Here is a 21,246-nt window from a genome sequence, read left to right as displayed (position 1 = left end):
GATCTGTTCGTTCCGACTGCGGGACCGTCACGGTTCCAGCACGTGCACACTCGAGGGCTCGAATCCCACGGTGACCTCGTCCGCAGGGACCTCCTCGAGCTGTAATACGACTGGAACGTCGTTCCACCGGCCGTACGCGTGGACGGTCTCCCCGCGGAATTCGCTGGTCTCGACGGAGATCAATAACTGATTCTGCTCGACGGTGGGCGACAACGCGGCCGCTCGAACGCAAAAGTGTACTCGATTCGTGCCGTCCCGAACCGCGGGGATTTCGATCGTCTTCCCGCGGACATCGACCGAGCAGCGGTCGCCATCTCGAGCGACGACGGTCCCCTCGAAGACGTTGTTGTCGCCGACGAACTCGGCGACGAATCGGGTCTCCGGCTCGCGGTAGATCGTTTGCGGCGAGGCGACCTGTTCGATCCGGCCGTCGTTCATCACCGCGAGCCGGTCCGAAATCGCTAACGCCTCCTCCTGGTCGTGCGTAACGTAGATCGTCGTGATATCGAGTCGCGACTGGATCCGCGTAAGCTGTCGGCGCAGCGATTCCCGGAGGCGGGCGTCGAGCGCGCTCATCGGCTCGTCGAGCAGGAGGAGGTCGGGTGCCGGCGCGAGCGCGCGGGCCAGGGCGACCCGCTGTTGCTGGCCGCCGGAGAGCTGCTCGGGAGCCCGGTCGCCCGTCCCCTCGAGGTCGACGAGTTCGAGCAACTCCGCGACGCGCTCGTCGGCGCTCACTCCGCCGGGCGGCTCTCGGAACCGGAGTCCGTAGCCGACGTTTTCGGCGACGCTCATGTGCGGGAAGAGGCCGTAGCTCTGAAAGACGACGCCGACGTCGCGATCCTCGGGCGGCACGCCGGCCATCGGTTCGTCGTCGAAGCAGACGGTCCCGTCGGTGGGCTCTTCGAAGCCGGCGATCGTTCTGAGCGTGGTCGTCTTCCCGCAGCCCGAGGGACCGACGAGCGTGAAGAACTCGCCGTCTCTGACGGTAAGGTCGACATCTTTCAGCGCAGCCGTCGTGGTCTCGTCCGTTCCTGCCCCGTAGCGTTTCGAGACGCCCTCGAGTCGAAGCTCGGTCACAGTTCGTACCTCCCGCCGACGCGGTCGATGACGACGAAACTCGCTGCCGTCACGGCCAATAACAGCGTTCCCATGGCGATGGCAGGGCCGGATCGACGGCCCAGGTAGCGTTCGACGGCGACGGGCATGGTGTAGCTCTCGCCCCCGCTGGCCAAAATCACCGTCGAAGAGAACTCGCCGATCGAGATGGCGAACGCGAACGCGGCTCCGGCGACGATTCCGTTCGCGACCAGCGGGAGTTCGACGTCCAGCAGCGCGCGGAATCGCGAAGCGCCGAGCGCACGGGCGGACTCGACCATCGCCGGATCGAGGTTCGTCAGCACCGGCGAGACGTTTCGAGTGACGAACGGATAGGCGGCGACCGCGTGGGCGACGACGATCGCGACGGCGCCCGTGACCTGGAAGCGCCAGCCGCCCGGCAGCGGGATGCCGAACACGAGCCCCTGCAGGAGCCCGATCCCGAAGACGATGCCGCTGACGGCGAGCGGGAGCATCGCGAGGGTGTCGACGATCGTCCCGCTGCGGCCGGTACGGGCCGTCAACACCGAGATGACGACGCCCATCGGCACGGCGATCAGGAGCGTCGCGATGCCGAACAGCAGCGAGTTCCGAATCGCCGGCAGCGGGAGTGTCTGGAAGCTCGCGCCCTCGAGTTGGCGCTCGAGCAAAAATGAGTAGTTGCGAAGCGTGAGGCCGGAGCCGTCGGTAACCCCGCCGACGACGAGACTCGCCATCGGACCGACGAACAGCACCAGCGCGACGAGCCCGTAGCCGAAGATCGCGAGTCGCCGCGGCGAGAGAGCGGTCCGAAGGTCGGGGACGAGCCGCTCCTTCGGCGGCGGAGACGGCGCCTGTGCGAACCCCGTCTGTGCGGACTCGTAGCGAAGGTAGGCGTAGGTCAGTCCGAGCGAGAGGATCGTCTCGAGTATCGCGAGCGTCGCGGCTTCGGCGTAGTCGAGTCGCTGGATGCGATCGTAGATCCAGACCTCGACGGTCGCGAGCTGCAGCCCGCCGAGGGCGAGCACGATGGGGAACGTCATGAAGGTGAAGATGAAGGTCAACAGCGCGCCGGTGAGGACGGCCGGGGCGAGTTGCGGGATGATTACGTCCCGGAAGGCCCGACGCTCGCTCGCACCGAGGCTGCGAGCCGTTTCGACGGTACGCGCGTCGACGGACTCCCAGGCGGCGACGGTGAGTCGGGCGACCAGCGGCGCGTTGTAGAACGCGTGGGCGAGGATCACGATCGTCAGCGGACTCGTCTCGATGAACGCGTACGGACCGAGACCGACCGTCCCGAGGAGTCCGTTGAGCGTTCCCGCCCGTCCGAACATCGCGTAGAAGCCGACCGCGACCAGAATCCCGGGCATGACGAACGGCAGGATCGTCAACGACCGGAGCGTTCGCCGACCGTAGAACTCGTAGTTCGCGAGGACGTACGCGGCCGGCAACCCGATCGCGACGCTCGCGACCGTCGACAGCGCGGCCTGGTAGGCCGTAAAACCGAACAGTCCCTTGCGAACGCCGGGCGTATCGACGGCGAGCCACGGGACAGGGATGTCGACGCCGGGGAGCGGATACTCGAGCGTCAGCGAGATCGAAATCGCGGCGAGCCAGCCCGCGAGCGAGCCGAGGTGCGTGCCGATCGCCAGCGGCTCCGCGAAGACGTCCGCGAGCGCCCCGAAGTAGAACGGATCCGTCAGCACGTCGGCGAAGTGGCCGAGCGTCGGCGTTCCGTCCTCGAGGACGGCCTCGACGAAGACGACGCCGACGGGGAGGTACAGCATGACGACGAGAATTCCCGCCGTCACGAGCGCGGTTAGTCCGATTGCGTGGCGCTCGAGCCACGCGCGGACGCGATCACCTGCGAAGCGACCTGTGGCGGACACGGCCGTCGATTATTGGCTGGCGAACTCGCGCGCCCAGTCGTCGACCCACTCGTCGAGGTTGCCGCGAAGGTCGTCGTAGCCGACCGTCACCGCCTCCGGCGGCACGTGTGCGTACTGATCGAACTCGTCGTCCAGGTCGACGTGCTCGTCTTCGACCGCGGGGAACTGGACGTTTCGCTCGGCGATCTCCGCCTGGGCGTCGTTCGAGAGGACGAAGTCGAGGAACTCGTAGGCGAGATCGACGCTGTCGGCATCCTCGAAGATCGCCATCCCTTCCGGGTTCGCGTAGCCCTGGTCGTTCAGGAAGCCGATCTGGTGGCGCGAGAGGTCGTTCCCTTCCGCGCTGGCGAACACCTGATCAGTCGAGTAGGAGACGACCATCGGCCGCTCCTCGTTCATGTACGCGCCGTAGTAGGACTCGGACCAGTCCTCGAGGGCCCGGACGCCGTTCTCCCGGAGGTCCCGCCAGTAGTCGAGGTAGCCGTCCTCGCCGAACGCGTCGATCGTCCACAGCAGGAACGCCTGTCCGGGATCCGAGGTCTGGGCGTTTTGAGCGATCAGGGCATCCTCGTACGCCGGTTCGGTCAGATCCTCGAAAGTCTCGGGGTCGTCGACCTCGGTCTCGTCGAAGACGAGGCTGATGTAGCCGGTGTCGTAGGCGAGCACGCGGTCGTGCGGGTCACCCATGTCGAGCCCGTCGCGAATCCGGCTCGAGCGGTCGATTCGATCCGCGTTGAGTCCGCGGAAGAGCCCTCCCTCCTCGAGGTTATCGTCGACGCTCACGAGGTCGTCGATGTTCAGCCCGAAGTAAACGTCGGCGTCGATGTTCTGCCCACCCTGCGCCTGGTTGATGTAGTGGCCGACTCCTTGATCCGGAAGCTGTACCCACTCGAGTTCGGCGTCGGGGTACGCCTCCTCGAACGCCTCCTTGAGCCACGGGCCGGCGGGGTTGTCGCCGTCGATCATCGACTCGTAGGTGACGACCTCGAGCGTCCCCTCGAGATTCGGCTCCTCAGGTTCGGGATCGCCGTTCGAATCGTCTGATTCGTCGCCGTCCTGCGTCAGACACCCGGCGAGTCCGAGCGCGGCCCCACTACCAACTGCACCGACGAACGTTCGTCGTCTCATTACGCGGTTGTTCCACTGGGTGGTCTTAACCCCTCTGATACTGAAGTCGGAACCTCCGGGACCGAAACCGACGTATGTCGACGATTTGAGAGTGTGAAAATACAGGGTCGGTGAGACCGAACTTTTCCGGTAGCCGGCCTCAGACGCCGAAACCGGAGTTCGGCACCGACATCGCTTCTCAGACCCGCTGGGCCGCCTCGAGCATCGCGTCGTACGCTTCTTCGTACGCCCGTGCGATCCGCGCCGGATCGTCCCGCGCGTCGCCGCCGAGCGCCGGCAGCCGAACCCGCTCGAGCGGCTCGAGGAAGTCGAGCACGTCGGGGACGCGCTTCTCGAGCGCGCCGTCTTTCGGGCTCGAACTGGCGATCTCGCAGGCGCGACAGTACCGATCGCTGTCGTAGATCCGCGCGCAGCCGGGTTCGACGGCCGCGACGGCGCTAATCGCCGCGTGCTCGAGCGACTGGAGCGGTTGGGCGATATCGCTGTAGGATTCGACGACGGCGACGTCGGCCGATTCGATCTCGGCCGCCAGTCGTTCGAACGCGGGGACGTACCGCTCCTCGGCGAGTTCGTTGAACTCGCCGACGGTCTCGACGGGGATGGCATCCTCGAGCGGGAGCGCGTCGGCGACGACGTCCGGAATCTCGGCGGTCGCGTTGCGGACGTACGTCGGCACGTCACCGTCGCCGTCGCTCGGCCGACCGACGCGGTCGACGAGGAACTCTCGATCCGACTTCCCGAGGACACCGGTCCCGCCGTCGGGCGTGGGCCGCCACAGGCGATGAACGGGGTTGAGCCGCTCGGGCTCGCGACCGCGCGCTTCGGCCCGTGCGAGCCGTCTGGCGTCCTTGCCGTAGAGCCGATTCTCCGCGAGCGCCGACCGACAGTCGTCGTGGTCGAACCAGTAGTCGTTGCCCGCGCGCGGCTTGTAGCCGACGGCTCCGGTTCGCTCGAGGAGCCCCGCCGAGAACGTGGTCTTGCCGGCGTCGACGCGGTCGGCACCGACCACGAGGAGGATCATTCGGTGTCGTCGTCGGCGTCGTCGCCGTTGCTCTCGTCAGCGGCCGTTTTGTCACCGTCACTTTCGTCAGCGTCGGTTCCGTCGCTCGCGTTCTCCTCTTTCAGCCCGTAATGGGCGGGTTCGTCGTCGGAACGCGGTTCGGCGACGACGAGATCGTCGGCGTTGTTCATGATCCACGGGATCGTCCAGTCGAGCAGGACGTCCTCGGTTCCCTGGTCGATCTCCGCGCCGGGGTCGAGCCCCTGCAGGAGGCGGGCGATCTCGTAGACAGTGTACATCTGGTCGGCCTCGAGCAGCTCCGCGGGCGTGTAGAAGTCACACGGCGGCAGGCTGTCGAACTCGGACTTGGAAACGGGCATCTACTGGGTGCTATCAGTCTCGCGCGCCTAAATCGTTCGTTCCTGAGGCGTCCGACGCAGTCGATTCGCTCGAGGGCTCTCGCGGTTCCTCGTAACCGGACGGTTCCGAAGCGGAAGACTACGCCTCGAGCGCCGCGTCGAGCAGTTCGATCGGGTGCGGCGGTCGATCGTAGGCCTCGAAGTCGCCGATCTGGGTGCGACAGGAGGTACCCGGGGCGACGACCCTCGTCTCGCCCCCATTCGCCGTCTCCGCCTCGGCCGCGCTCTCTTCGAGTTGCTCGTGGAGCAGGTCACCGATCGCCCGCGAGAGGTCGTAGTGTTCGGCCTCGTAGCCGAAGGAGCCGGCCATCCCGCAGCAGCCCGAATCGACGGGATCGACGGCGTAGCCCGCGCGTCTGAGCAGACCGACCGCATGGTGGTCCGCGCCGCGAGCCTTCTCGTGGCAGTGGCCGTGGTAGGTCACGCGCTCGCGTGCGTCCTCGTGGTCGACCGGAAGCCGCTCATCCAGGTGATGCGTGTCCAGATACTCGCAGACGCCGTAGGCGTTCGAGACGAGTCGCTCGAGTCGCTCGTCGTCGACGCGGCCCGGGAGCAGCGACCGGTACTCGTCGACCACCATCGCCGCGTCCGAGGGCTCGACGAAGCAGACCGACCACCCGCGATCGAGATAGGGCTCGAGGCTCTCGAGCAGCGCCTCCCCGTGATCCGCCGCGTCGTCGAGCAGCCCCTTCGAGTACGCCGCTCTGCCGGTCGGTCCGAGATCGGGGACCGCGACGCGGACGCCCGCGGCCTCGAGGACCCGGACGGCGGCCTTGCCGGGGGCGGGATTCGAGTAGTTCGTGTCCGTGTCCGGAAAGAGGACGACGCCCGCGGTGGCCGTCTCGGCGTCGACGGTCGACTCCCGGTCGGCGAACCAGTCGACCAGCGTCTCCCGTCGGAACTCCGGGAGCGTGCGTTCGGTGGCGATCCCCACCGTCTTCTCGAGAACCGCCCGTGCACCCGGCAGATTCGTCGCTCGATTGGCGACCGGCGCAGCGGCGCTCCCGGCCGCGGCGAGTCGGTCGACGTTCGAAAAGAGGCGCTCGCGGAGCGTCGTTCCGTTGCGTTCGTGGGACTGGTGTTTCACCTCGGCTTTGAGCTTCGCGAGGTCGACCCCGGTTGGACAGTCGCTCTGACAGCCCTTACAGCCGATACAGAGATCCAGCACCTCCTCCTGAAATCGGTCGCCGTAGAGCTCCTCGGGATCGATTTCGCCGCTGATCGCCGCCCGGAGCAGGTTGGCCCGCCCGCGGGTCGTCGCGATCTCCTCTTCGGTCGCCCGGTAGGTCGGACACATCACGTCGCCGTCGGTCTGGCGACAGGTGCCACAGCCGTTACAGAGTTCGACGAGGTGGGAGAAGCCGCCGTCGTCCGCGAAATCGAGCGCGGTCTGTGGCTCGAGCGAGGCGTAGTCGGGGCCGTAGCGGAGATGTTCTCTGATATCCGTGGGGTCATCGTCGCGGTAGACGACCTTTCCGGGGTTCATCCGCCAGTCGGGATCGAAGGCGGATTTCACGTCCGTGAACGCCTGCCAGAGCGTGGGGCCGTACAGTTTGGGGTTGAACTCCGTCCGCGCCAACCCGTCGCCGTGCTCGCCGGAGAACGCGCCGTTGTGCTCGAGCGCGAGGTCGGTGACGTCCTCGGCGATGGATCGCATTGTCTCGACGCCCTCACCGTCCTTCAGGTTGAGAACCGGTCGAATGTGCAGCGTCCCGACGCCGGCGTGGGCGAAGTAGGCCGCCGTCGTGTCGTGATCCGCGAGGATCTCCTGAAAGCTCGCGACGTACTCAGCGAGCTCCTCGGGCGGTACGGAGGCGTCCTCGACGAACGGATACGGCTTCGGATCGCCGTCCATGCTCATCAGGAGCGGAATCGACGCCTTGCGGAGCTTCCAGAGTCGGTCCTGGGTTTCGGGCTCGAGCGCTTCGATCGAGTCGAACGCGGTCCCGTCGTCGACGAGCTGAGTCGTCGCGTTCGCCAGCGCCGCTGAGAGATCGTCGACCACCTCCGAATCGAACTCGACCATCAGCACCGCCGCGGTGCCGTCGGGGATCGGCTCCGCGTACTCGGCGTACTCCGGCGACTCCGCGGCCAGCCGAAACACCTCGTCATCCATCAACTCGACCGCGCTGGTCTCGAGGGAGAGCGCCTGGGGCACCGCGGCCAGCGCCTCGAGTAACTCGTCGTAACAGCAGACCGCGAGTGCGGTCTTCTCGGGACGGGTCACGAGCGAGAGTTCGGCCTCGACGACGACGCCCAGAGTCCCCTCAGCGCCGACGACAAGCTTCGAGAGATTGAGGACGTCCTCTCCCGCCTCGTTCTCCCGCAGCACCTTCTGCAGATTGTAGCCGCTGACACAGCGTTTGAGCGTCGGATACCGGTCTTCGATCTCGTCGGCGTTGTCCTCGACGATCGCTCGGACCGCCCGGTAGATCTCGGCCTCGCGGTCATCTTTCGAAACGATCTCGTCCCACTCCGGACTGTCGAGGACGACGTCCCGCGTGCGAATCAGCGAGCCGTCCGCGAGAACGACCTCGCACTCCTCGATGTAGGCGTCCGTGATCCCGTAGCGGACGGAGTGAGCACCCGTCGAGTTGTTGCCGATGCCGCCGCCGACGGTCGCCCGGTTCGACGACGCCGGGTCAGGTGCGAATCGGAGGCCGTGGGGCTCGAGCGCATCGTCGAGGTCGTCCTGAACAACCCCAGGCTGGACGGTGGTCCGTTGGTCGTCCGGATCGATCTCACAAATCTCGTTCATGTGTCGGGACAGGTCGAGGACGATACAGCCCGGACCGACCGCCTGTCCGGCGAGCGAGGAGCCGGCGCCGCGAGGGAGCACAGGGACGCCATAGTCCGCGGCGACGCGGACCGCCGAGCGGACGTCGTCCGTGTTCCGCGGGAAAACGACTCCCGCGGGCTGGGCGCCGTAGATGCTCCCGTCGGTCGCGTACAGCACTCGGGTGTACTCGTCGAAGCGAACGTCGCCGTCGACCGCGACCTCGAGGGCGGCCGCGAGGTCGCTTCCCGTGCCGTTCGCACCGCCATCGACCCCGTTTCCGTTCGTACTCGAGTCGCGCTCGAGCGGCCGGTCCTCGCTTCCGACACGTTCCGTAGCCATACGAGCACTCGACCACCGAGAACCAAAACAGTGCGTGTCGCTTTCACACGATGTTACCGGTCGTGATCGACCGGTGGCACCGCTCTCGAGGATGCGGTCCAAAAAAACGTCTGGATTGCCGAGTCGTCGCGTTTCCGGCGAGCTACGTTACTCGAAGTGGTCGAGACACTTCTGGTACTCCTCGGCGGCCGAGTCCCAGTTGACGACGTCGAAGAAGCCGTCGATGAACTCGCCGCGGTCCGGACCGTAGTCGTAGTAGTAGGAGTGCTCCCAGACGTCCAGCGCCAGGATTGGGTGGGAGCCCCAGAGTGCGCCCTGGTCGTGCTTGTCGACCGCGACGTTACGCAGCTGCTTGGCGACCGGGTCGTAGACCAGCAGGGCCCAGCCACCGGCGGCGCCGGCAGCGGCCTCGAACTCGCCCTTCCAACCCTCGTAGGAGCCGAAGTCCTCCTCGATGCGGTCGGCGAGGTCGCCCTCGGGTTCGCCGCCGCCGTTCGGCGACATGTTCTCCCAGAACAGCGTGTGGAGATAGTGTCCACAGCCGTTGTGAGTGACGTTCGAGAGGGCGCCGGGCGTCGAGCCGAAGTCGCCCGACTCGCGGTTCTCTTGAAGGGTCTCCTCGGCGGAGTTGAGACCGTTGACGTAGCCCTGATGGTGGGTGTCGTGATGCCAGGTCACGACCTGTTCGGAGATCGATGGCTCCAGCGCGTCGTAATCGTACGGTAGTGGTGGAAGTTCGTGGTCAGTCATTGGAATTCACCTGTAGTGTTGTATCTGCATCTCGCCTGTTAAGTTTTGAGGAGAGAAACGGTATCATGCCGCACAGGCGATCGCGCTCCCCTCGTGTGGTTCGTCTCGCGTGATACGCCGCCACCGGTAGTCCCACGGGTTGCGGGTTAAACCTTTCATACGGACTCTGTACGTTATCTCCGTGCAACCGCGACCGCCCTGCGAGAACACCGGTACATCGTTACAGCAGACCGTATCAGCCACGCCGGGGAACCGCATCGTTGCCGTCGGACTACGAGCGCTCCTTGTGTTTTGCGTGCTCGAGCCACTCCTCGAGCGAGGGCTGGTTCCAGTATCGAACGGTCTCGCTGCGCCGGTCGTGGTCGAGGATTCCGGCATCCTCGAGTTTTGGCAGGTGCGTGTGCTTCAGTTCCGTTCGGATTCGCAGTTGCCGCTGGTCGCCGTTCGTTTCGGAGTCGGTTTCGTCGCCTGTGTCGGTCTCGTCTGCTATCGCCGCCTCCTCGCTCGAGTCCGCCTGCTGGAGGGCGACGATGGCGGTCGCGAGTTCGTCGAGTGTCGCGACGCCGTCCGGTTGGTCGTGCATGTAGTAAAGCGCGTACCGCCGACGGCGGTTCGAGAGTAGATCGAAGATCAGATCGAGCGACGGTGTCACCTCGGCCGTGATCCTCGTCGACTCTCGCTCGGTCTCACGCATCCACGAACCACCTACCGTGTGTTACCATTCGAAACCACCAACCGTCCCTTCTACAGCCGTCACATTAGATGTTACGTCTACCTAGAAAAACACATGTACATTCTCCGCAATATAATATCCAGTATAATTACTGAGTGGTGGCCACTGCCAACGGGATCCCGGGGGCTCTCGACTGTCCCCGCTTCGTGTCAACTGTCCACTATACGCGAGAAAACGAAGAAATCAACCGTCCGAATCGCTGCGTTCGATCCGAGACGAGGTCGACGTATTACTCGTAGAGCCACTCGGCGTCGTGCTGATCGTAGTCGATCAGTTCGTCGTCGTCGAAGTGAATCGCGATTTCGCGTTCGTTCGCGCCCTCGTCCTCGTGGTCGGCGGCGTGAACGACGTTTCGACCGAGATCCAGCGCGTAGTCGCCGCGGATCGTTCCCGGTGCGGCCTCGAGTGGGTCGGTCTCGCCGATCATCTGACGGACCTGACGGGTCGCGTCCTGGCCCTCCCAGACCATCGGGACGACCGGACCGCCGGTAATGAACTCGATGAGGCCGTCGAAGAACGGCTTGTCCTCGTGTTCACTGTAGTGTTCTTGGGCCCGCTCCTCGGGCATGTTGATCACTTTGATCCCGACGAGTTTGAGACCGCGATCCTCGAGTCGGGAGATGACTTCGCCGACGAGCCCACGCGCAAAGGCGTCGGGCTTGACCATGACGAAGGTCCGCTCGTGGTCGCTCATTGTTCGGCCTCGGTCTCTTCGGCTTCGGCCTCGCCGTCGTCGTCCGCTTCGGCGTCGGTGACATCCTCGTCACCGGCGGATTCGGAGTCGTCGTCTTCGTCGACGGCTTCGTCTTCAGTTTCGAGGTCGTCGTCAGCTTCGGCGTCGGCGACCTCGTCCTGCTCGTCGTCCTCGGCAGCGGACGTGGGAGCCTCGGTCCGGCCCTTGTTACGGCGACCGTCCTCGGTCCACTCCAGATCGCGCGGTTCGCGACCGAGCTTGTAGTTTTTCTCCGCCTTCGAGTCGACGAAATGGAGCACACTGCCGTTCTTGCGGACGTACATGATGCCCGTGCCGGGCTCGATCTCTTCGCCCGTGTAGTCGCAGGTACGTTTCTCGACCATTGGTTATTGTCCTCCGATGGAGTCTGCCTCACGAGCGGTCTCGCGAAGCTGCAACACGTCGCCTTCGCGAACCGGCCCGAGGCAGTTTCGGGTGATGATTCGTCCCTGGTTCTCGCCCTCCTTGATTCGGCATTTGACCTGCATGGCTTCGCCGTGCATGCCGGTCTTGCCGACGATCTCGATGACCTCGGCGGGCGTAGAGCCGCTTTCTTCCTCTTCAGCACTCATCTCTGATCACCTCAGTCGAGGTCCTCGACCTTGCCGGCGATATCTTCGACGTCGTCGCCCGCCTCGCCGGCGTCGACGATCGCCGCGGCGGCGCTCCCGACCTCGAGGCCGGCGGCGTGGCCGACGTCGTCCTGGGTCTCGATGAAGACGACCGGGATGCCCTTCTCGTCGGCGAGTTCGGGCAGGTGCATGACGATCTCCTCGGGGGAGACGTCTTCGGCGACGTAGACGAGATCGGCGTTGCCGCGCTCGATCGCTTTCGTCGTTTCGTTCGTTCCTTTCTTTACGCGTCCTGTGTCTCGTGCGACCTCGAGTGCCTCGAGGGCATCGTCTGCGAGGTCGGCCGGGATGTCGGTTGTTACGTAGACTGACATTGGTTGTTCACCTCTCCTACACGTGGGCTCGCGCTCCCCTGCCGTCCGGGGTTCTCACCCCGTGCCGGACCGTTTCCGGCGGAAGTCCTGTGAGGCTAGGAGCATCATCAACCCCGCGTAGGGTGTACTACGCCAGTAGCGTTGCCCCCCTTAAAAGCGTGTTCAAACGACTGGGGCTGTGAGAGGGGTCCGCACGGGCCGATTAGACAGGGTCTAGACAGACGTGATTGTGTTCCGGAGCGAACGGTCCACGCGGGGTTTCGGTAACGCGCCGGGCTGCCGTGAGCTAAGCGAGACCCGACTACCGGGCAGTAGACCTGTGAACGGTCCGTGATCGTGGATCCCTACTTTTCGAAGCGAACTTGCTGCTCCCATTCGAGGCGCTGACAGCCTTCGACCAGTGGGTCTGGAATGTCGATCGCACTCGAATACAACGCTTCAAAAACCACCGCAACTTCCTCGAATCGAGGGCCTCGATACGCGACGAACGGGCTCGCCTCCCATTCGATGAATCCGGAATCTGCCAACGTCGGTAGATGGTTGTGGTGCAGATCCGATGTCAATTTCTCGGGATTAGCAGGAACGGTGGGATTTATGGCGCTCTCGGGGAGCGCCACCGGTTCATCTGTCGAACAGTCTAAGAGAGACACAATGAGTTGCCGACGCGGCTCAGCCGAAAGAGCACGGAAAGCCAGATTCCAACGTTCTATCGCCTGTTTGCCGTTTTCGTACCTTCGCTGTGTCATAGGATAGCTACCGATTGGCTGCATAAGCAATATGCCTTATGTGGCGAAATCGGTGACAGGAATCTCTTCTGCGAATACATTTGTCATATTATGCTTCAGTGTGCGGCGCATGCGTCACGACTGTCGAGACAGGTGCAGACTCACGCGCCCGTGAGCAATGAGCGGGTACGACGTGCCCATAAGTAGAGGGAACGCCGTTCCGCAGTGCTCGTGAGGAGAAAACGGCTGGGAGTCGTTGCGCTTCTACCTGCTAGCTCGAACAGAACGCGACGGGTCACCGTCACCGAATTGCAGGTGCGTATTACGTTTCCGGACAAATCGCTCCCCCATCGTACTCCGGTGGCTATTACTCTCGAGGCCCCAATTCGGTCACATGAACGCGGATGTCGTCGACCTCGCCGAGTCGCTGTTCGACGAGGCGACGGGGGTGAACGAGCGGCGGCTGCTGGTCCTCGCTGGCGACCGAGCAGCGGGGTACGATACCCTCGAGTCAATCCTCGACACCCTCCCGGTCCCGATCACGGCGACCACGCTTGTCGGTCCCGACGACCGCCTGCGCTGTGAACACCTCCCGCAGGCCAACGCGAGCGAGCTTCTCGGAACGACTCGAGACGTGATCGCCCTCGACGCCCACGAGGGACTCCGACCGAACGCGCTCGGCAAAGTCGTCGGCGCGGTCGACGGCGGCGGCCTGCTGGTCCTGCTCACGCCACGCCTCGAGGACTGGCCCGACCGCCACGGCGAGTTCGACGAGTCACTCGCCGTGCCGCCATTCTCAGTGGCGGACGTTACCGGACGGTTCAGGCGGCGACTCGTCGAGACGCTTCGCGCACACCGCGGCATCGGGATCGTCGACCTCGAGGCCGAGCAAATCGTCGACGACGGACTGACGAATCCGGCACTGCGACGAAGCCGCGAGCAGGAATCCTCGCTCGAGGAACCGACGAACGCCCGGTTCCCCGCCGAGACTTACGAAGCCTGTCTCACGGGCGACCAGATCGACGCGGTGGCGGCGTTCGAGTCGCTGCTCGAGGGCAACGGGGGCAGCACCGACGAGCCGCCCAGCGAGGATCAGCCGCGAGCCGTCGTCCTCGAGGCCGACCGCGGCCGCGGCAAGTCGAGTGCCGCGGGGCTGGCTGCGGGTGCCATGGCCGCCGCCGGACTGGACGTCCTCGTCACCGCGCCTCGATCGCGAAACGCGGCCGAGCTATTCGATCGTGCGAGGGAACTCTGCGAGACGCTCCCGGACGCCACCGCCACGGTCGACTCCACTCGCCGGCTCGAGACGGCTGTCGGCGGCCGCATCCGGTTTCTCGAGCCGACCGATGCCGTGACCCACCTCGCAACCGCGGACGTCGTCATCGTCGACGAGGCCGCCGCGCTGCCGGTCTCGATGCTCGAGTCGCTGCTCGAAGCCGACCGAGTCGCGTTCGCGACGACGATTCACGGCTACGAGGGGGCCGGCCGCGGCTTTTCGGTCCGGTTCCGGGACCGACTGGCGGGGAGTGATCACGCAGTGGTCGAGCGAACGCTCGTCGAGCCGATTCGGTACGCCGCGGGCGACCCCGTCGAGGTCTGGGCGTTCCGCGCCCTGTTGCTCGACGCCCGGCCGCCGGTCGAGTCGATGGTCGAGGATGCGACACCCGAATCGGTCGAATACCGCACTCTCGAGCCGGACGACCTGTTCGCCGACGAACACCTTCTCCGAGAGGCGTTCGGCCTGCTCGTGCTCGCTCACTACCGCACCGAGCCCAACGACCTCGCGCGGCTGCTCGACGCGCCGAATCTCGAGGCCCGCGCGTTGATCCACCGCGACGCCGGCGATACTGACGATTCCGACGGCGGCCGCGTCGTCAGCGTCGCGCTGCTAGCTCGCGAGGGGAACCTCTCGGCGGAGACGCGGGCGATGATGTACGAAGGCGGTCGCGTTCGCGGGAACATGCTCCCTGACGTGCTGACGAGCCAGTTGAGCGACGAGTCCGCGGGCGAACCCGCGGGGCTCCGCGTCGTTCGCATCGCGACCCACCACGCGGCGCGCTCGCGCGGGTTGGGGTCGCAGCTGCTCGAGTGCATTCGCGAGGAGTTCGCGAACGAGACGCCAGGCGTCTCGGACGTCGAACAGGACCGACGGCCCAGCGAGGGGATCGACTGGCTCGGAACCGGATTCGGTGCGACGCCCGGTTTGCTCGAGTTCTGGCGCGAGAACGGCTACCGAACGGTTCACGTCTCGACGACTCGCAACGACGCCAGCGGCGAGTACTCGGCGCTCATGCTCGCCCCGACGACCGAATCGGGAGCCGGCCTCCACGACCGCCACGCCGAGTGGTTCGCCCGGCGGTTCGCAGCGCTCTGTACGGACGCGCTGTCGGACCTCGATCCCGACGTGGCCCGCGGACTCCTGCGGTCCGTCGACGACGCGGCAGCGCCGCCGCTCGAGCTATCCGATCACGACTGGCGGGTCGTCGCCGGCGCGGCCTATGGCCCGGGGCTGTTCGATGTCGATCCCGGCCCGTTCCGTCGCCTCGTCGTCCGCTACTTCGTCGAGGACCCACCCGACATCGATCTAACCGACCGCGAGGAACGGCTGCTCGTGTTGCGCGCGCTCCAGGGTCGCGACGTCTCGGCCGTCACGGATCGACTCGAGTACCACTCGACGGGCCAGTGCATGCGTGCGCTCGGCACCGCACTCCGTCCGCTAGTCGATCGGTACGGGGGAGACGCGGCGCTCGAGGAACGGGGTCGGTTCGCCGACGAGTGAGTTCGAACTCCGTCAATACCGGCCTCGGACCAGCGAAACTCGCTTTTTGCTCCGAAGCGTAGCGTCTCCATGACCACCTACGCGACGAGCAGGGTGGAAGCAATTCCGCGGTGGAGACGGAACGTGGCGACCGGTATTCTGGTACTCGCCGCGCTCGGTGCACTGTACGCATTCGTCGTGGCAGTGTCGGCCGTCCGCGCTGCGGGTCCCGAGACGCTCGTCGTCGAGAGCTGGCGCATGTTTGGCTTTCTGGTGTTCGCCGGGCTATTTTTACTCCTGGCCTATCGCCCTCGTGCGTATCCGGGAATCTGGGAGCTGGTTATCTTCCACAAGACCGCGATGGCGATTTTCCTCGCCGCCGTCGGGAGCGAAGCGATCGACGGGACGTCGACCGCCATCGCCGACGGCGTGCTCGCGTTCGTGCTCGTCCTCGCCTATCTGCTCGTCGGCGGCTACCGTGGCTGGGATCGGCTTCGACGCCCCGTCGCCGGCCGTGGCGACTGACGGTACTCGACCCGATCCGTCGTCCGAGGAGGTGACCGTCGTCGACGGCACGCCTGTGTTTCTATCGCTCTGCTTCGGACGACGAGTTCACACGCTTACGCCGAGACGCGGAACCGAAGGTGAGTGACGCCAGGCGACTCGACCACCCTCGTACGTTCCAGTGCGACGTACTCAGCGGCCGTCGGTCGATCGCCGACCGACCGTTCGAACAGGCCAGCAGGACGGGCACGAGGTGGATCTGTAGCTCGTCGAGCAGGCCCGCCTCGAGACACTACTGGATGGTGCTCGCGCCGCCCGCGATTGAGACATCCCGGTCGCCCGCTGCGTCCGTCGCTCGCTCCACGGCGCTCTCGATCCCGTCGGTCACGAAGGTGAACGTCGTGCCGCCGTCCATCTCGAGCGGCGCTCGAGCGTGGTGGGTGAGGACGAACACCGGGACGCCGAAGGGCGGATCGTCGCCCCAGTGGCCGTCGAACGGCTCGTCGCCCCACGGACCGTCGTCGTTGCTGAACATTCGCCGTCCCATCACGACCGCACCGACGTTCTCGGTCAGCTCCGCGACGATCTCGTCGTTTGCGTTCGTCTCGCCACCCTCGAGACCGTGGGCCTCGCGCCAGCTCTCGAGGTCGTAGATCCACTCGTGGAGCCGCTCGCCGCCGTCTCCCAGCGAATTCTCGGGATCGTCGTTCGGCCCGGCGACGTCGAGATGTTTGCCGTGACGGCCGTCACTTCGTACCACCCGCCGACCGGTCGACGTACGCCTCGAGCTTGTCCAGGCTCTGGCTCCATCCCAGTTCCATTCCGCCGAGCGCCTCGGCCACCTCGGGCGTCGCCGTGAGAACCTCCGCTTTCAGCGTGAGTTCCGTCCTTCCGTCGCGGTCGGCGAAGGTGACGGTCTGGCGGACCTCGAGTTGGAACTCGCCGTCGTCGTCCTCGAAGGCGCGACTGGTGACGACGAGTCGCTCGGGTTCGTCGACCTCGTGAAAGACCCCTTCGTCCGGGTAAATTGTTCCGTCGGGGCCTTCCATGTCGATGCTGAAGGAGCCCCCCGGTCGCACGTCCATCTCACAGCGGGGAACAGTGAATCCCTTGGGACCCCACCACTGTGCCACCTGTTCGGGGTCGGTCCACGCCTCGAACACGCGTTCGCGCGGCGCGTCGAACGTCCGCCGGATAGTCATGTCGTACTCGCTCGGTTCGAATTCGGGTTCGTTGGCCGTCTCGTGGTCGGTCATTGGTCTTCGTCCTCCAGATGGTCTGCGAGCGCGTCGAATCGATCCTCCCAGAACACGCGGTACCGGGTCAGCCAACCGAAGGCGTCGCTGAGTGGGTCGGCGTCCAGGTGACACCGGCGCACGCGACCGTCCTGCTCGACCTCGATGAGGCCCGCGTCCTCGAGCACCTGCAAGTGCTTCGACACCGCCGCCAGCGAGACGTCGTGGGGCTCCGCGAGATCGCCGACGCTCTCGGGGCCGTCGGCGAGTTGCTCGATGAGCGCCCGTCGCGTCGGGTGGGCCAGCGCCTGGAAGATCGCGTCCAAATCGGGATCGTTCGACTGTCGTTCAACCATCCGGTTGAATATATGCCGCACCAGTATTTAACCATTTAGTTAAATAGGCGCGAAAGACCGTGTGAATGCCAAAATAGGGCGGCTTCGATCGGTGGAGATCGATCATCTGGCGGACCCTCGAGTCCGGACGTGACGACTCGCCGTGCGAATCGGCAGGGTTCGAACGGAACTACAGCGCGTTCAAAACTCGGACCAACTGTCGGCGTCGGCGGGCTCGGCTGGCAGCTCCGGGAGGTAGCTCGACGACCGTCGGTGAAAGTGTCTCGAGAGACGTCAAATATGGACATTTCGGCCGCCTAAGGCGCCTCTCTGACCACTTTCGCTACGCACGTGGCTCGGGTATATACGCTCTGGAAGCGTATGAAACAATGAGGAGGAGCCGATGATCAATTTCACCATCACCGAGAGTCGATCAGCGTGTCGTAGCGGCCGCGGCGGGCCGAGAGCTGTCGTCGCGGGGAGAACAGAATGACGGCGAACGAATCCTCGAGGGGTGCCGTCGAGTTCATCGGCCTCTCGAGTCTGTCGGAACCCTTCACCGCGGGATCGAGTCGCACGGATTCCTCGTCGGGCACCGACGGGACCGATTCGACCAGTGGAACGGAAGCCGTCGGGCCCGGCGACGGCGAAGCGACGCTCGCCGTCGAAACCGAGGGGCTCGTCAAACACTTCGGCGAGACGAAGGCCGTCGACGGAGTCGACCTGACGATCCCCGCAGGCGGCATTTACGGCCTTCTCGGACCGAACGGCGCCGGCAAGACCACCGTCATCCGAATGCTCGCGACGCTATTGGCTCCCGACGCGGGCGCGGCTCGAGTCTTCGACCACGACGTGGTGAGCGACGCCGACGCGGTTCGCAGCCGAGTGAGTATGACCGGGCAGTTCGCGTCGGTGGACGAGGATCTCACCGGCCGGGAGAATCTCGTTTTACTGGCACGGTTGCTCGGGTACTCGCGATCGCAGGCCAAAACGCGGGCGGCAGAGCTCCTCGAGGCGTTCGGACTGACCGAGGCGGCGCCGCGACAGGTGAAGACGTACTCGGGTGGGATGCGACGCCGCCTCGACATCGCGGCGAGCATCGTCGTCACTCCCGAGTTACTGTTCCTCGACGAGCCGACCACCGGGCTCGACCCGCGGAACCGCACGCAGGTCTGGGAGATCATCCGGGCGCTCGTCGCTAACGGAACGACGGTGGTGCTGACCACGCAGTATCTGGAGGAAGCCGACCAGCTTGCCGACCGGATCGCCGTCATCGATGCCGGGCGGATCATCGCCGAGGGGACGCCGAGCGATCTCAAGGCCTCGATCGGCTCGGGCGTCCTGAGCGTTCGAGTGCGCGATCCCGATCAGCGCGAGGAAGCCAGCCGCGCGCTGAGCCGGATTCTCGACGTTCCTGTAGATCACGAGGCCGACCCGACGGCGCTCTCGGCTCACGTTACGGAGACCGACCGCATCGCCCACGCGTTCGTTGAGCTCTCACAGAGCGGGATCGAGGTCACGGAGTTCGCGCTCGGCCAGCCCAGCCTCGACGAAGTGTTCCTCGCGCTGACCGACCAGCCGGCACACGAGAACGCAGTCTCCGAGGAGGGGTCCCGATGAGCGACGAACGCACGGCGGCTGAGCCCGACGCCGAGGCCCTGCGAGCGGCGGTGTCGAACCAGCCGCGACCGCCTCGAGCGAACGCCCTGTCCGCGTCGCTCACCTTCGGCTGGCGCGCGCTGCTGAAGATCAAGCACGTCCCCGAGCAGCTGTTCGACGTCACCGTCTTTCCGATCATGTTCCTGTTGCTGTTCACCTACCTGTTCGGCGGGGCGCTCGCGGGATCGACGAGCGCGTACCTCCAGGAACTCCTGCCGGGGATCCTCGCCATGACCGTCGTGTTCATCACCATCTACACGGGCGTTACGTTGAACGACGACATCGACGAGGGCGTCTTCGATCGGTTCCGGACGCTGCCGGTCTGGCAGCCCTCGGTCGTCGTCGGCGCGCTGCTCGGCGACGCCGTGCGGTACACGATCGCCTCGACGATGGTGATCGCCCTCGGACTGCTACTCGGGTTCCGTCCGGAGGGCGGAGCCGTTGGCGTCATAGCTGCGGTAGCGCTCCTGCTGGTGTTCTCCTTCAGCCTCTCGTGGATTTGGACCGCACTCGGGTTCGTCATGCGAAGCCCCGAATCGCTCATGGGCGTGAGCATGCTGCTCCTGTTCCCGCTGACGTTCGTCAGCAACGTGTTCGTCGATCCGGAGACGATGCCCGGCTGGCTCGAGGCGTTCGTCGCCGTCAACCCGGTCAGCCACCTCGTCACCGCGATGCGGGGGCTAATGCACGGCACCGCGACGGTCGGCGAGGTCGGGATCGTCCTGCTCATGTCCGCCGCACTCGTCGCCGTGTTCGGTCCCGTGACGATGTACCTGTTCCGCACGCATCAGTAACGGAATCGACGGCTACAACAGCCGGCGAAGGAGCCAGTTGGGCGTCAGATCGAGGGCCCACGCGACGAGGCGCCATCGACGGGTGACGTAGACGTGAGTTTTCTCCGTCCGGATCGCTCGAGCGATCTGTTTCGCCGCGGTCTCGGGCGAACACTCCCAGAAGTCGCCCATCGAAAGCTCGGTATCGACGTAGCCGGGTTCGACGGTCGTGATCGAGACGTTCGAGTCCGCGCCGCGCTGGCGGGCCCGGAGTCCCTCCAGGTACGTCGAGACGAACGCCTTCGACGCGCAGTAGGCCTGGACTCCGCCGCCGCCGAAGTGGGCCGCGACGGACGAAATCCCCACGAGGTGGCCGTCCAGTTCGCTCGAGTGATCCTCCCGGCCCACCGTCTCGAAGTACTCCATGGCGGCCGTCGCGAGCGCGACGAACCCGCGAACGTTGACGTCGACGGTCCGCCGTTCGGCCTCCCACTCGAGTTTGGGGTTGAACGGACCGACGCCGGCGTTGAGCACGACCAGGTCGACCGATCCCATCGCCTCTGCGAGTTCGAAAAAGCCCGCTCGAGCGTCCTCGGTGTCGGTGACGTCCATCGTCGCGACGTACGATTTGGTCGGGAGTTCGTTCCCGATCTCTCGCATTCGTTCCGTCCGACGGGCGGCGAGTCCGATCTCGTACCCCTCGTCGGCGAGTTTCCGTGCGAGCGCCTCGCCGATTCCCGACGACGCGCCGACGATAACGGCTCCGCGTGTCTGCGTCATATCCAGTCGTTCGGATGCTGGTACGTAAGAATACGGGAGGCGGAACCGGTCACCGACGCCGCGGGAATCGCACGCCGGGTACCGACCGATCTCTCAGTGACTGCACCGAAGACCGTACGCCTTTTGCTGGGCCGGCCGTCGGAGTCGGTATGGTCGATGCGATCACGATCCTCGCACTCGCGTTGCTCGTCGGCGGCGTCGTCGGGACGCTCGTGCCGCTCGTCCCCGGCGGGCTGCTCTCGCTGTCGGGGATCTGCCTCTACTGGTGGCACTCCGGCTTCGCCGAACCCGGGACGATCACGCTCGCCGTGCTCACGCTGCTCGGGCTGTTGACGCTCTTTGCGGAGTTCTTCGCCGGCTCGCTCGCGGCTCGAGCCGGCGGTGCGTCGTGGACGACGACCACCATCGCCGCCGTCGTCGCCATCACGCTGCTCCTCGTCGTCGGTCCCCTCGGGCTGCTCATCGGCCTGTTCGGGACGGTCTTTCTCCTCGAGTACTTCCGGCGCGGTGACGCCGCCCACAGCACTCGGTCCGCGCTCTTTGCGACCGTCGGGACCCTCGCGTCGACGGCGATTCAGGCGCTGTTGACGGCGACGATCCTGTTCGTCTTCGTCCTCGCCGTTTTCGCGTTCTAAGGGGTCGTTCGTCTGGTCGTCTCGAGCCGACCGCTCGAGGAGCACAAACACT

21 protein-coding genes and 1 pseudogene are annotated in these 21,246 nt (G+C 65.5%); 5 read left to right on the top strand and 17 right to left on the bottom strand.

The annotated features are described in order from the left end of the window. Nucleotides 1-27 precede the first annotated feature (27 nt). The 13 genes and pseudogenes from ACSFDB_RS14520 to ACSFDB_RS14460 form a co-directional block, all read right to left on the bottom strand. Nucleotides 28-1,077: an ABC transporter ATP-binding protein gene (locus ACSFDB_RS14520; protein ID WP_440771662.1), complete on the bottom strand. Its 1,050-nt coding sequence runs from the start codon at nt 1,075-1,077 to the stop codon at nt 28-30. After that, nucleotides 1,074-2,963, bottom strand: coding sequence for an ABC transporter permease (locus tag ACSFDB_RS14515; RefSeq protein ID WP_440771661.1), 1,890 nt, complete (start codon nt 2,961-2,963; stop codon nt 1,074-1,076). The genes ACSFDB_RS14520 and ACSFDB_RS14515 overlap by 4 nt, the downstream gene beginning before the upstream one ends. A 9-nt stretch (nt 2,964-2,972) precedes the next feature. Further along, nucleotides 2,973-4,091 carry a thiamine ABC transporter substrate-binding protein gene (locus ACSFDB_RS14510; RefSeq protein WP_440771660.1) on the bottom strand — a complete coding sequence of 373 codons (1,119 nt, stop codon included), beginning with the start codon at nt 4,089-4,091 and terminating at the stop codon, nt 2,973-2,975. Between the two features lie 178 nt (nt 4,092-4,269). Beyond that, a complete protein-coding gene (locus tag ACSFDB_RS14505) occupies nt 4,270-5,112 on the bottom strand; it encodes an ATPase (RefSeq protein ID WP_440771659.1) in 843 nt (280 codons plus the stop codon). A 95-nt stretch (nt 5,113-5,207) separates the two neighbouring features. Then, nucleotides 5,208-5,471, bottom strand: a pseudogene (locus tag ACSFDB_RS14500) (DUF5827 family protein); the annotation flags it as partial. 118 nt (nt 5,472-5,589) lie between these two features. After that, a complete protein-coding gene (locus ACSFDB_RS14495) occupies nt 5,590-8,628 on the bottom strand; it encodes an FAD-binding and (Fe-S)-binding domain-containing protein (RefSeq protein WP_440771658.1) in 3,039 nt (1,012 codons plus the stop codon). Nucleotides 8,629-8,775: 147 nt separating this feature from the next. Beyond that, entirely contained in the window at nt 8,776-9,378 is a 603-nt protein-coding gene (gene sod, locus ACSFDB_RS14490) for a superoxide dismutase [Mn] (RefSeq protein WP_440771657.1), read from the bottom strand. A 271-nt stretch (nt 9,379-9,649) separates the two neighbouring features. Further along, nucleotides 9,650-10,072: a DUF7344 domain-containing protein gene (locus tag ACSFDB_RS14485; protein WP_440771656.1), complete on the bottom strand. Its 423-nt coding sequence runs from the start codon at nt 10,070-10,072 to the stop codon at nt 9,650-9,652. Nucleotides 10,073-10,340: 268 nt separating this feature from the next. Further along, nucleotides 10,341-10,805: a nucleoside-diphosphate kinase gene (ndk, locus tag ACSFDB_RS14480; RefSeq protein ID WP_090303573.1), complete on the bottom strand. Its 465-nt coding sequence runs from the start codon at nt 10,803-10,805 to the stop codon at nt 10,341-10,343. Beyond that, a complete protein-coding gene (locus tag ACSFDB_RS14475) occupies nt 10,802-11,188 on the bottom strand; it encodes a 50S ribosomal protein L24e (protein WP_440771655.1) in 387 nt (128 codons plus the stop codon). The genes ndk and ACSFDB_RS14475 overlap by 4 nt, the downstream gene beginning before the upstream one ends. Nucleotides 11,189-11,191: 3 nt before the next feature. Beyond that, a complete protein-coding gene (locus ACSFDB_RS14470) occupies nt 11,192-11,416 on the bottom strand; it encodes a 30S ribosomal protein S28e (RefSeq protein ID WP_006064297.1) in 225 nt (74 codons plus the stop codon). Between the two features lie 11 nt (nt 11,417-11,427). Further along, nucleotides 11,428-11,790 carry a 50S ribosomal protein L7Ae gene (gene rpl7ae, locus ACSFDB_RS14465; RefSeq protein WP_090303575.1) on the bottom strand — a complete coding sequence of 121 codons (363 nt, stop codon included), beginning with the start codon at nt 11,788-11,790 and terminating at the stop codon, nt 11,428-11,430. 344 nt (nt 11,791-12,134) lie between these two features. Further along, nucleotides 12,135-12,536 carry a hypothetical protein gene (locus tag ACSFDB_RS14460; protein ID WP_440771654.1) on the bottom strand — a complete coding sequence of 134 codons (402 nt, stop codon included), beginning with the start codon at nt 12,534-12,536 and terminating at the stop codon, nt 12,135-12,137. A 373-nt stretch (nt 12,537-12,909) separates the two neighbouring features. Between ACSFDB_RS14460 and tmcA the strand changes: the two genes are divergently transcribed. Both tmcA and ACSFDB_RS14450 read left to right on the top strand, forming a co-directional pair. Beyond that, a complete protein-coding gene (gene tmcA, locus ACSFDB_RS14455) occupies nt 12,910-15,294 on the top strand; it encodes a tRNA(Met) cytidine acetyltransferase TmcA (RefSeq protein ID WP_440771653.1) in 2,385 nt (794 codons plus the stop codon). Nucleotides 15,295-15,417: 123 nt separating this feature from the next. Continuing rightward, on the top strand, nt 15,418-15,798 hold the full coding sequence (locus tag ACSFDB_RS14450; RefSeq protein WP_440771652.1) for a hypothetical protein: 381 nt from the start codon (nt 15,418-15,420) through the stop codon (nt 15,796-15,798). Between the two features lie 271 nt (nt 15,799-16,069). Here the strand turns inward: ACSFDB_RS14450 and ACSFDB_RS14445 are convergent, their stop codons facing one another. Genes ACSFDB_RS14445 through ACSFDB_RS14435 form a run of 3 tightly spaced genes read right to left on the bottom strand, consistent with a single transcriptional unit; the run spans nt 16,070 to nt 17,368 of the window. After that, nucleotides 16,070-16,537, bottom strand: coding sequence for a dihydrofolate reductase family protein (locus ACSFDB_RS14445; RefSeq protein WP_440771651.1), 468 nt, complete (start codon nt 16,535-16,537; stop codon nt 16,070-16,072). Further along, on the bottom strand, nt 16,524-17,033 hold the full coding sequence (locus ACSFDB_RS14440; RefSeq protein WP_440771650.1) for an SRPBCC family protein: 510 nt from the start codon (nt 17,031-17,033) through the stop codon (nt 16,524-16,526). Before ACSFDB_RS14440 ends, ACSFDB_RS14445 begins: the two co-directional genes overlap by 14 nt. Beyond that, nucleotides 17,030-17,368, bottom strand: coding sequence for an ArsR/SmtB family transcription factor (locus ACSFDB_RS14435; RefSeq protein ID WP_440771649.1), 339 nt, complete (start codon nt 17,366-17,368; stop codon nt 17,030-17,032). Before ACSFDB_RS14435 ends, ACSFDB_RS14440 begins: the two co-directional genes overlap by 4 nt. A gap of 468 nt (nt 17,369-17,836) precedes the next feature. On the opposite strand from ACSFDB_RS14435, the gene ACSFDB_RS14430 reads away from it, so the two are divergent. Beyond that, entirely contained in the window at nt 17,837-18,967 is a 1,131-nt protein-coding gene (locus ACSFDB_RS14430) for an ATP-binding cassette domain-containing protein (RefSeq protein ID WP_440771648.1), read from the top strand. Then, nucleotides 18,964-19,800, top strand: coding sequence for an ABC transporter permease (locus tag ACSFDB_RS14425; protein WP_440771647.1), 837 nt, complete (start codon nt 18,964-18,966; stop codon nt 19,798-19,800). The genes ACSFDB_RS14430 and ACSFDB_RS14425 overlap by 4 nt, the downstream gene beginning before the upstream one ends. A 12-nt stretch (nt 19,801-19,812) precedes the next feature. Here the strand turns inward: ACSFDB_RS14425 and ACSFDB_RS14420 are convergent, their stop codons facing one another. Then, nucleotides 19,813-20,559 (bottom strand): SDR family NAD(P)-dependent oxidoreductase, encoded by a 747-nt coding sequence (locus tag ACSFDB_RS14420; protein WP_440771646.1) that lies wholly within the window; start codon nt 20,557-20,559, stop codon nt 19,813-19,815. A gap of 149 nt (nt 20,560-20,708) precedes the next feature. Here ACSFDB_RS14420 and ACSFDB_RS14415 point away from each other — a divergent pair, with 149 nt between their 5' ends. Then, nucleotides 20,709-21,194: a DUF456 domain-containing protein gene (locus tag ACSFDB_RS14415; protein WP_440771645.1), complete on the top strand. Its 486-nt coding sequence runs from the start codon at nt 20,709-20,711 to the stop codon at nt 21,192-21,194. Nucleotides 21,195-21,246 lie beyond the last annotated feature (52 nt).

This window comes from Natronorubrum amylolyticum (assembly GCF_052040145.1).
GTDB lineage: Archaea > Halobacteriota > Halobacteria > Halobacteriales > Natrialbaceae > Natronorubrum.
Note: the sequence above shows the minus strand (reverse complement) of the source record. Positions and strands in the feature narration are given on the sequence as shown.